General features: G+C 66.5%; 5 protein-coding genes. 4 read left to right on the forward strand and 1 reads right to left on the reverse strand.

Annotation, left to right across the window (positions count from 1 at the left end; translation table 11 throughout):
• Positions 1-185: 185 nt before the first annotated feature.
• Positions 186-935, reverse strand: coding sequence for a hypothetical protein (locus tag J2853_RS43970; RefSeq protein ID WP_307567749.1), 750 nt, complete (start codon positions 933-935; stop codon positions 186-188).
• 35 nt (positions 936-970) lie between these two features.
• Here J2853_RS43970 and J2853_RS43975 point away from each other — a divergent pair, with 35 nt between their 5' ends.
• From J2853_RS43975 to J2853_RS43990, 4 genes are all read left to right on the forward strand, one after another.
• Positions 971-2041: a ParA family protein gene (locus J2853_RS43975; RefSeq protein ID WP_307567750.1), complete on the forward strand. Its 1071-nt coding sequence runs from the start codon at positions 971-973 to the stop codon at positions 2039-2041.
• 199 nt (positions 2042-2240) lie between these two features.
• Positions 2241-8792, forward strand: a complete 6552-nt coding sequence (locus J2853_RS43980; RefSeq protein ID WP_307567751.1) for a DEAD/DEAH box helicase family protein — start codon at positions 2241-2243, stop codon at positions 8790-8792.
• A gap of 69 nt (positions 8793-8861) precedes the next feature.
• Positions 8862-11117 (forward strand): UvrD-helicase domain-containing protein, encoded by a 2256-nt coding sequence (locus J2853_RS43985; protein ID WP_307567753.1) that lies wholly within the window; start codon positions 8862-8864, stop codon positions 11115-11117.
• Positions 11114-12019, forward strand: a complete 906-nt coding sequence (locus tag J2853_RS43990) for a serine/threonine-protein kinase (RefSeq protein ID WP_307567755.1) — start codon at positions 11114-11116, stop codon at positions 12017-12019. The genes J2853_RS43985 and J2853_RS43990 overlap by 4 nt, the downstream gene beginning before the upstream one ends.

The following is a 12019-nucleotide window of genomic DNA, read 5'->3' on the forward strand; positions in this document are numbered from 1 at the left end:
GCGTGCCCAGCGGTCACTCAAGGGGTGACATTCTCGAACGTGCCGCAGGTTGACCCTGTCTGCGGAAGAGGCTTGACATGGGCGCTGATCTGGTTACGATGGGTGTTGCATGACTCACTTGGGGTCATGAAGTGGAGCCGGGTTAACCTCCGCAGGTGGTGGCCCGGCTTTCGCGTGTCATCAGGTCATACGGATTCGCAGCCGACATACGAGAGTATCTTCCCCAGCCCCCGCGCCGCAGGGTCCTCGTCGAGAGCAAGCGCTTTGGCGGTGCTGCTGACGATCACATCCGCCACCCAGAGCAGGGGCTCCTTCGCGAACGGGGCATGGCTGTATTCAAAACGCGCGGGTCGGCCCGCCAACCCCCCAAGAACCCTGCGATCATGTCGGTCCTGGTTCGCCTCACGCTCTGCCAGCACAATCCATCGGACTTGGCTTGGCAGTTCATGCACCAGCCAGGTCAGGGCTCGGGCGCGTGCGGCTTCCTTGCGCTTGGGTCGCTCGAAACGACAGCCATATACCCGTGCTGAGATCGGCAGAGACCCGATCTCGCGGATCAGCGCGGCGCGGGTCTGCTCATCTTCCTGTGACCAGTGTGGTGTGCGAGCGGTAGGTATCACGGCACACAGCCGTCTTCTGACGTCCTCCGCGAGAGCGGGGGCCGCGAGCACCAGCCCGACCGCGTACAGGCGGGCGTCGGTGTGGATCGACTCATCGATGAAACCCGCCAAGGGGGATTCGGGGGGACGCATAGAGTCATCATTTCGTAACGTAAAGGAGTGGGGTGGCTGCTTTCCATGAAACCGGTGTTGGCCGCTGACGAGCTGCTGCGGAGTCTGACGCAATACCTCACGACCACCTTCGCGCTTGTGGAGAAGCCGGTCAGGCATGCGCTGACGGAGAACGGCAATCCGCTCCCGCAGCTTCTCGTTCATGGCTCGTCGTGGTCGGTAACGCTGAGGAGAGCGGAATGATCTCGGTAGCGCTCTTCAACAACAAGGGGGGCGTCGGCAAGACGACGCTCACCTACCACCTGGCCCACATGTTCCAGCGTCTTGGCCACCGTGTGCTGGCCGTAGACCTGGACCCCCAGTCGAACCTGACCTCGGCGTTTCTCGATGAGGATGATCTGGCGATTCTCTGGGCGGAGCCAGAAAGCCCGGCATGGGGAGGGACGCAACCCACCCTCACCGGACCGCTCGCACGCCGGATCACAAGAGAGGCGGGTACGGTCGCGGCCTCGGTCAAGCCGATCATGGAAGGGCTGGGTGATGTCGCGTTCTACGAGCCGACATGCATCACCGACGGGCTCTGGCTCGTTCCCGGAGATCTTGAACTGAGCGCGTTCGAGGACAGACTCTCCGCTGCCTGGCCCAACTGTTTCATGGGTGATCAGGCCGCCATCCGGACGACCACGGCGTTCTACCGGATCATCGACGACGCCGCCCGTCGGATAAACGCCGACATCGTTCTCATCGATGTGGGGCCGAACCTCGGCGCGATCAACAGGGCTGCGCTCCTCGCCGCGGACAGCGTGCTGATGCCTCTCGCCGCCGACCTTTTCTCTCTCCGCGGCCTGCGCAACCTCGGACCGACGCTGCGGGCCTGGCGCGGGACGTGGCAGGGGACAGTGCTGCCGAAAGTGCCTAAGACCATTCCGGCTCCCCCCGGGGAGATGCGCCCCCTTGGCTATGTGATCATGCAGCCCACCATGCGCCTGGACCGGCCGGTAAAGGCCTACCGGCGCTGGCTTGAGCGCATCCCCTACGTCTTCGCCGAATCGGTGCTTGATGAACCTCAGCACTCTGAGCATCGATCGTACGAGATTGCGACACTGCGGAACTATCAGAGTCTGATGCCCCTCGCCCACGATGCCCGCAAGCCGATGTTCGATCTCAAAGCCGCCGACGGGGCTATAGGAAGCACGCAGACTTATGTTCAGAAATGCCGCGCCGAATTTCGTGAACTCGCCGAGAGCGTGATCGACCGACTCTTCAAGGTGCGGGCGCAAGCCGTGCAGGACCCCGAGAACATGTCGTGACGTCCACAGCCGTCCCGCTTTCCATCTTCTGGTCTGGCTTCAGCCATGATCTCGCGGTAGCGCGTGGAGAGATCGGGTTCTCCACTCGCCCCCAAGCCGACCCAGGGGAAGCGGCGCCGGACGGCCTCGCAGTCGATGGGCTGCTCATCATGCATTTATCAAGCTTAGAAACATCAGGCCGAGAAGGAGAGGTCGCTCGGTGAAGCCGACGCTGGCGGCGGATGAGCTGCGGAAGAACCTCACGCAGTACCTCACGACCACCTTCGCGCTCGCGGAGAAGCCGGTCAGGGAAGCGCTGGAGCGGTTCCTCAACCATCCCGAGCAGGGGATCTTCCGCGGGCCGTACCTGCGGATCCGCACGCCGTTCCGCTCCGCCGAGAAAGGCTGGAAGGACTGCCTGGAGTGGGCGCCGGCCGGGGACTGGACGCCGTACCGGCATCAGGCGAAGGCCTTCCAGCGGCTCAGCACGCTCAACAAGGCGGCCGAGCCGACGCTGATCACGACGGGGACCGGCTCGGGTAAGACCGAGTCGTTCCTGGTCCCGGTGCTCGACCACTGCCGGCGGCAGAAGGCGAACGGCAAGCACGGCGTGAAGGCTGTGCTGCTCTACCCGATGAACGCGCTCGCCACCGACCAGGCGCACCGGCTCAACGACTACCTCCAGCAGACCGGCTTGAACGACGTGACCGGCGCGCTCTACATCGGTGACACCCCCGAGGTCGGCTACCAGAAGGTGATGACCCAGCGGGCGGAGATCCGCCGCAACCCGCCGGACATCCTGATCACCAACTACAAGATGCTCGACCTTCTCCTCCAGCGTGCCGACGACCTGCCAATGTGGAAGGACGCCGAGCTCGCCTACGTGGTGGTGGACGAGTTCCACACCTATGACGGCGCGCAGGGCACCGACGTCGCCATGCTGCTGAGAAGGCTCGCCTCGGCCACCGGGCACTCCCGGCCCGGCAGGCCACTCGGTGACATCTGCCCCGTCGCCACCTCCGCCACCCTCGGCGAGGGTGGTGACAGCCCCGGGGGTGATAGGAGCAGCATCCGCGAGGTCGCGGAGCAGGTCTTCGGCACGGTGTTCCCCGAGGGCGCGGTCATCGGCGAGGACCGGCTCACGGCTGAGGAGTTCGTCGGCGAGATCGATGTCACGCTGCCGCTTCCCGACGCGCAGGAGCTGGCGCTTCTCCCCGACCCGCTCCGGGACCCCGGCGCCATGGACCTGATCGCCGCGGCGGTCACCGGAAAGAACGGTCTCAGTCCGCAGGAGCTGGGCGGGGTCCTCAAGCAGCACATCCTCACCCAGGCGGTGCTAGACCTGCTCAGTGGCGGCCCGGCGACGCCGGCGGAGATGCTCGAGCTCCTGCCGCGCAGGGGCGCCTACAACTGGGGTGCGGCCATCCGCCAGTCGCCCGACCAGGCCGCCACCGCGCTGGCGCGGTTCGTGGCGTTGCTGTCGCACGCCCGCGATCCGGAGGATCCGAAGCGGCCGTTCCTGCACATCGAGTCCCACGTCTGGGTGCGGGCCGTGTCGCGGCTGCTCCGGCTCGCCGACCACACTCCGGCTTTCGCCTGGATCGGCGAGTTGCCCGTGCTGGACGCCGACTCGACGTTCAACGTGATGGGCAAGAGCCTGCTGCCCTCGATCTACTGCCGCCACTGCGGGCGATCCGGCTGGGCCGCCTTCTCCCCGGAGAAGGACCCGTCGGAGCTGGTCACCAACCCGGAGAAGATCTACCGCGCAGCCGTCGGGTCGGAGAAGAAGCGCATCCGGCCGCTGATCCTGGCCACCCGGAGCGAGGCCGAGGGCCAGGTCCAGAACCTGGGGATTCTCGACGGAGAGCGAATCCGGCCGGTAGATCCCGCGAAGGACCGACACGGCGAGGGCGATGTCGTCTTCATCCTCACCGACCTGGACACCAAGTCGGAGGCGAACCACGCCGCCGAGCAGGACCGCTGTCCCGCCTGCAACCTGGACCAGGGCATCCGCTTCCTCGGTGCGGGGCTCGCCTCGCTGGCCGCGGTGACGGTCACCCAGCTCTTCGCGGGCAATCAGCTCGACATCTCGCAGCGCAAGACGCTGCTCTTCAACGACTCGGTGCAGGACGCGGCCCACCGGGCCGGGTTCGTGGCCAACCGGTCGTACGCGTTCTCGCTACGGCGGTTGCTGACCGGCCGGCTCGATTCCGAGACGCCGATCCTGCTCAACGACCTGGTGGCGGACCTGGCCGCGGCGGCGAGTGAGGCGGACGTGCTGCCCGCGGTGGTCCCGCCCGACCTGCACGATCGGCCGGAGATCGACGCGATCCTCGCGCAGGAGACCGCCGGGTCCACGCAGGCCTGGGACCTCATCGGAGAGCGCCTGGCCTTCGCCGCCATCATGGAGCTCGGTCTGCGCTCCCGGCAGGGCCGTACGCTCGAGTTGACCCGGACGGCCGCCGCCGAGGTCGTGCTGAGCGATCCAGCGAAGATCGCCGGCCTCGCGCGTGACGTGCACACCGGCATGCCCGGGATGATCGAGCTTGCCTCCGACGGCCGATACCTCGCCTACCTGCGAGGCCTGCTGGAGCGGCTGCGCTATCGCGGCGCGATCAAGCACGTGTGGCTGGACAGATGGCTCGCCAACGCCGGGACCAGTAGGTACAACGCGATCTGGGGCAGGCGTCCCGAAGGGCTGCCCGCGTTCCCCAGAGGGTTGTCGGCGCCGACGTTTCTGCTGGACCGGCAGAAACGGAAGTCGGAGTTCGACCGGATCGACTCCGACCAGGGCTGGTACCAGTACTGGACCACGCGCTGCCTCGGGCTCGATCGGGGCGCGGCCGGTGAGTATCTCGCCCGGCTGCTGCCGATGCTTGCTCGCGAGGACGTGATCTCCGTGCGGCCGGCCGACGACGGCGCCACCCGGGTGTACGGCCTCCAGCCGGGACACATCCAGATCCGCTCGCTGGAGGACGCCCAGGTCAACGATGCGGGGATCGGCTGTGACACGTGCGCGTGGGAACAGACCGTCCATCCTGAGCTCTTCGACGACTGGTACGGCCAGCCCTGCCCGCGCTACCGCTGCGGTGGGCATCTGACCAACCGCGGCAGCCAGAACTACAAACTCGACTACTACCGGCGGCTCTATCTCGCACGGGGCGGCGAGGGCGCGTTCCGGGTGGTCACCGCGGAGCACACGGGCGCGCTGACCCGCAGGCAGCGCGAGCAGGTGGAGCAGCGCTTCCGCGACGGCACCCGCTACAACGACCCGAACGTGCTCTCCTGCACGCCCACCCTGGAACTGGGCATCGACATCGGCGACCTGTCCGCGGTGATCCTCGCGTCGCTCCCGCCCGGCCCGGCGAACTACGTGCAGCGGGTCGGCCGTGCGGGCCGCCGTACCGGCAACGCGTTCCTGGTCACGATGGTCGGGCGATCCCCCCGTGACCTCTATTTCCTCAACGAGCCACGCGACATGATCGCGGGCGAGATCGTGCCGCCCGGCAGCTACCTGTCGGCGGTGGAGATCCTGCACCGTCAGTACGTCGCCCATCTGGTCGACCTGTGCGCCCGGGGAAAGCTCGACGGGGTGCTGCCACTGCCACGGCTGGCCTCGGCGCTGTTCGGGGAGACGGGCTGGCTGGCGGGGTTCACCACGACCGCGCTCGCGGCGGGCGCCACATCGGTGGAGGGGTTCCTCGATCTGTTCGGCACGTCGGTGACCCCGGAGGCCGCCGCGGATCTCCGGCAGTTCGCGACCGCGGACCTGGCGCAGACCGTACAGGACGCGGAACGCTCGTGGGGGCAGCGGATCGCGGACCTGCGAGAGCGGCTCGGCGTCATCGACGCCGCGATCGAGCCACTGGTGGAGTCGGATCCCATCCAGCGGGCCCAGAAGCGGGCGCTGGCCGCGGAACGGCGAGCCGTGGCCAAGCGCATCGGTGAGATCGGCAGGGAGAACGCCCAGGGCGCGCTCGTCGAGCTCGGGCTGCTGCCGAACTACTCCCTGATCGACTCCACCACCAGCCTGGAGGCGACGATCACCTGGGATGAGGAGGTCGACGGCGGCAGGCGGTATCACAGCGAGGTAAGGGAGTATCAGCGCTCGGCCCGGCTGGCACTCACCGAGCTGGCCCCCGGCAACTCCTTCTACATGCGCGGCTACCAGCACGAAGTGACCGGCCTGGACATCGGCACCCCGTCGCGCCCGGCGTGGGAGCAGTGGCGGGTCTGCCCGGGCTGCGGCTACGTGCGGACCACGCTCGCCGCGGAGGACACGACCTCCTGCCCCCGATGCGGTGGCGCGGACATCGGCGAGCTGGGGGCCCTCTACGGCGTGCTGCGCCCGACGCGGGTGACTGCCCACGATCGGCGGGATGACGCCCAGATCCGCGACGATCACGAGGACCGGCAGCGCCGCTACTACGAGTCGGCCGTCGCGGTGGACATCGAGTCGGCGGACATCGTGCCGGGGTCGTGGCGGCACACGAAGGCGGTGTTCGGTGTCGACTTCACCCGCAAGGCGGTCGTCCGGCGCTTCAACCTGGGCACCTCCCGCTACGACCGGCCCGCGACGGACAGGTTCGCGGGGGAGGACGTCCGGCTCAACCCGTTCTACACCTGCCCGGCCTGCGGCGGCACGACGGTGGACGGGCCGCCCGCGACAGCCCATTCGGACGCGTTGATCGCGAGCTCGTACGTCGATCCGAGCCGCAAGCATCACCGGCCCTGGTGCACCTACCGGCGGGACGCCGAGGATGCCGAGCACATCAAGCTGATCCTCGCGCATGAGCTGCGCACCGAGGCGTTGCGCATCCTGCTCCCGGTCGCCACACTCCTGATCGAGGAGAGGATGGCCTCGTTCGAGGCCGCGCTGATGGCGGGCGTGGCTGCCGAGTACGGCGGCGATCCCGACCACCTCGCCATCGTCACCGCCACCATGCCCGACCAGGAGACCGGACGGCGACGCCGCTTCCTCGTGCTGCACGACACGTTGCCAGGTGGCACCGGCTACCTGCATCGGCTCTCCTCGGAGGAGGGTTTCCGAGGCGTGCTGACAGCGGCGCTGAAGATCGTGGAGGAGTGTCCCTGCAAGGAGGACGAGCATAAGGCGGCCTGCCATCGCTGCCTGCTCTCGCACGTGCCGGGCAACAAGTACGACAAGGTCAGCCGGGCCGAAGCGCTCGCCATGCTGCGGGACCTGCTCGACACCTGGGACACCACGACGGTCGCCACCACCGATGCGATCTCACTGTGGGACCAGGTGGAGAGCGAACTGGAGGCCCGCTTCCTCGGCGGGCTGGAAGCTTGGGCGCGCCGGACGGACACACCCGGAACGCTGGGTATGGCCGGTGTCCTGAACAAGAAGAAGACGGCCGATCTGCGCATCGAAGGGCCTGACGGCTCGATCGTGCACTGGCAGATGATCCTGCAGAACACGATCAAGGGCACCCGCCCCGATGTGTTGTTCCGGCGGCTGGACGACGTGCCGCTGGAGGTCGCGGTGTACCTCGACGGCTACAACTACCACGCGTCGCCCGACAGGAACCGCCTGGCGGGCGACGCCGTGAAGCGGGCCCGGCTCCGCGCGCACGGGCGGATCGTCTTCCAGCTCACCTGGGAAGACGTTGAAGACTGGGAGACACGCGGATACGCGCCCTTCGTCAAGGGGGAGCCGCCGCGTGCTCCCTACCTGGGCAACGCGCAGACCAGCGCGCGCCAGATCTACCAGCAGTTCAGCCCTGGCCGGGATCCCGAGGAGCTGGCCCGCACGGTATGGGCCAACCCTGTCGACACGCTCCTGGCGTTCCTCCGCGAACCCCTGCCCGAGCTGTGGCTGCGCCGTGCCGAAGCCCTCACCGCCGGACTGCTGAAACTGGCACAGGGTCAGAGCCGTTCCGGTCCCGACGGAGTGCCGGAGCGGCTGATGGCCGCACTCCGTGCGTCGTCTCTCCCCGCTTCGACCATGGAGAAGATCCTGACCATGCGAGCCGTGGACACCGCCGGTTGCCCGATTGCCGTGGTGCTCGATCCGCGTGCCGGTTACACGTGGACGGCTTTCGCGATGATCGACGACACGAACGAGACGATCACCGCCGACGAGGAGAGCCACAGGCGACGCTGGGCGGCCTGGCTCTACTGGGGCAACCTGCTGCAGTTCCTGGACGCGGGGTCGGGAGACGGTGGGCAGCTCGCGCTCACCGATCTTGATGCCTTCGACCCGTCGTTACTCGCGGTGGCCGGAGGAGCAGGGATCACATCCATGCTCAGCCTCCTGCCCCTTGACGAGGATTTGGTGGACGAGGACGAGGACGAGGCAACCATCCCGGCGCACGCCGTGCGGCTGCCGCAGGAAGCTTCTGCGACGCAGACCGTACCCTTCCAGCGAGTTTCCACCGAAGCGAAGGCCGTGCGGAAGGAAGCACAGACCGTACCGGCGACGACAGCGGGACCGGATCCGCGCTGGGAGAAGATCTACGACTTGCTCGACCCGGGAGAGTCGGGTCTGGCGGAGTTCGCACGAGGACTGGCCGAACTAGAGGTTCCCGCGCCTGCCTCCGACGAGGTGGGGTTCGAGCTGGGAGAGCAGGCATGGCAGGCGGAGCTGGCCTGGCCTTCGGTCAAGGTGGCCGTCGTACTTGCCGGGGACGACGACGAGGCGCGCAAGCGGAACGCAGCCTATGCGGCAGCCGGTTGGGATGTGCGTGACGTGCAGGGTTGGCCGGCTGAAGAGCTGGCCAAGTGTATTCGCGGTGGGGGTACCGAGTGAGTGAGCCGGCTGGTACGGCGGCGCGGCGTGGTCACGAGTCAATGAGCGGAGCGAGAGGACGGAGTGAACATGCAAGGTGAGGCGACGCTGCGGCTGCTCGACAAGGCGGACAAGGAGATCCTCAAGCTCTCTCGGGACGTCAAGGGCGCGATCTACGACTTCCAGCACAAGTTCCGTAAGAGCCCGGCCAACCCCGGGCTGCACTTCAAGCAGCTCAAGGGGCATCCGCGGCTGTATTCGGCGCGGGTCAACCAGGAGTATCGAGCGCTACTGCTCCACGCCGGAGAGTCGGACTACATTCTGGTGGCGGTCAAGCACCGCAAGGACGTCTACGACAATCTCGATCGCTTCGCCTACCAGATCAACCCGGTCACCGGTGGTATCGAGTTCGTCGACTTGGTCTCCATCGAGAGGAAGGTCCTCGACGAGACCCTCGTCCCTACGGTTCCGGCTGAGAAGCAGGTTGGTCAGGGGACTCCCGCTCCCTCAGCCCCGAACGAGAAAAAGGCCCGGCATGCGACTCCCGACCCTTCGGGCTCGGAGACGTTGTTCGCCGCCTTTACGGCAGAGCAGCTTCTCGATCTAGGTGTGGCCGAGCCGCTGCTCGGGCTGATTGCGAAGATCACGACTGAGGATGAGCTGCTCGGCCTGGTTGAGTACACACCGCAGCTCACCGCCGAGGTGCTGCTTGCGCTCCATGACGGCAAGACCCTCGACGAGGTTCTCGACCAGGTCACCACTCCCGTCACCGCTGAGGAGCCGGTCGACGTCGAGGACTACCAGGCAGCCCTGGCCAGGCCGGCCACCCAGGTCACCACCGACGACACCGCCCTACAGGAGGTGCTGGAGGGAGACTTCGGGCGCTGGCGCGTCTTCCTGCACCCTGCTCAGCGCAAGGTGGTGGAACGGGATTACAGCGGGCCTGCTCGGATCAGCGGGGGGCCCGGCACCGGCAAGACCATCGTCGCGCTGCATCGTGTGAAGCACCTGGTGGACGCGCTCGGACCGGGGGACGACAAGGCGATTCTGTTCACCACGTTCAACAAGAATCTGGCGGCCGATCTGCGTCAGCGACTGCTTGAGCTTGCTGGGGCAGAGGTGGCCAAGCGGGTGGAGATCGTCAACATCGACAAGCTCGCCACACAGATCGTCGCGGAAGCCGAGCCCGGCGGGCGTCGCCGATGGATCGACGACACCAAGGCGTTGCTGGAGTGGGAAGATCTCCTTCTGGAGCAGGGGGAGACGCGTTGGGACGGCGAGTTCCTTCATGCGGAGTGGTCTCACGTCATCCTCGGTCAGGCGATCAACTCGCGTGCCGACTATTTCCGTGCGCGTCGCGCGGGCCGGGGCCGATCCATCAGCAGGGAAGATCGTGCGGCGATCTGGCAGCTTGTCGAGCGATATATCAAACGGCTCGACGACAAGGAGCTGTGGACCTTCCGGCAGGTGGCCGAACGTGCCGCCCGGCTGGAGATCGAGCGCGCGCGGCAGAGGGCCTCATACGAGGCGGACCAGGTCAGCGCGGTCAAGCTGCAGCGGGAGTCGGGGATCTGGCATCGTCCTCGCTACCGGCACATTGTGGTCGACGAGGCACAGGATCTGAGCGCCGCCCATTGGAAGATGCTCCGCGCCATGGTCCCCGAAGGCCCCAACGATATCTTCCTCGCCGGCGACACCCATCAGCGGATCTACGGTAACTACGTCTCGCTGGGCAGTCTCGGCATCAATATCCGTGGGCGATCGTCCAAGCTCACCCTCAGCTACCGGACCACGCACGAGATCCTCGGGGCCGCACTGGGCCTGCTTGGTCAGGAGGAGTGGGACGACCTCGACGACGGCCACGACGATCTGTCTGGATACAGATCCGTTCTGCACGGCATGCGTCCGACATTGCGTCCGTCGGCCACGTGGGTCGCTGAGCTCGACGCCGTCGTCGAACAGGTCCGGGAATGGAACGACGTGGCACTCGCGTCGATCGCGATCTGCGTTCCCGAACGCCGTATGGTGGCCGAGGTCGAGAACCGATTGGGCAAGGCGGGGATCATCGCTGCGGCCATCGGCGCGGAGGGGCCGAAGCTGTATGACGCGATCCACGTCGGGACGATGCACCGTTTCAAGGGCCTGGAGTATCAACGGATGATTCTCGTCGGTGTCGCCGAAGGGCTGGTCCCCTCGCATCATGCCGCACAATATGAGAGCACAGACCCGTTGCGTTACCGGCGTGAGCTGCAGCGTGCCCGGTCGTTGTTGTTTGTCGCCGCCACCCGAGCCAGAGACACTCTGGTGATCTCGTGGCACGGTCAGAAGAGCAGATTCCTGCCGTGAGGACGGTCGCCGAGCGCTACAAGCTGACCAGTCCCATCGCCCGCGGCGGTATGGGCGTTGTCTGGCAGGGATCGGATCTGCGGCTCAACCGTTCCGTCGCGGTCAAATTGATCTACGAAGATGACTTGGTCGCCAAGAATGAGGCGACGCGTCGCTTCTATCGTGAGGCGCGGATCACCGCCCGTCTGCGGCACCCCGGTGTGCCCGTCGTCTATGACTTCGGTAGCGACGGCGGGGAGCTCTTCATGGTCATGGAGTATCTCGACGGTCACATGGTCGCGGACCTGATCGCCGAGCAGTCTCCCTTGCCGGTCTCTTGGGCGGCCCTTATCGCGGCGCAGGTCTGTGCCGTCCTGGCCGCCGCTCATGCCGCCGATTTGATCCACCGAGACATCAAGCCGAACAACCTGGTGATGTGCGCGGATGCCACGGTGAAAGTGATCGACTTCGGAGTGGCCACGGCTCTTGGGGCCAAGGAGTTCTCGCAGATCACCGAGGCCGGGCAGATTCCCGGTACGGCTCGCTACATGGCGCCGGAGCTTGTGGACGGTGCCGAGGCGAGCCGCTCAAGTGACCTGTATACCGTGGGATGTCTGCTCTATGAACTGCTTACCGGTTCGCGCCCGTACGCCTCGCGGGATCTCATGAATGAGATCCATCGCAGTCGGCGGGAAATTCCGCCTCCGGTGGAGCGATCAGATGTTCCCGAAGAGCTGGAGGAGTTGACGCTCAGATTGCTCGCCAAGTCTCCCGAAGAGCGTCCAGAGAGCGCGCTGTCGGTCTTCGAGAGCCTGCTTCCGCTGGTGAAGGCGTTACCGCCGTTACCAGGCTTGATTAATAAGGATCTTTCCATTGACCCCGTGCATATGTACGCGGCGGTCATTCAGCACGTCAGTACGTAA

This window comes from Streptosporangium lutulentum (assembly GCF_030811455.1).
Classification (GTDB): Bacteria; Actinomycetota; Actinomycetes; order Streptosporangiales; family Streptosporangiaceae; genus Streptosporangium; species Streptosporangium lutulentum.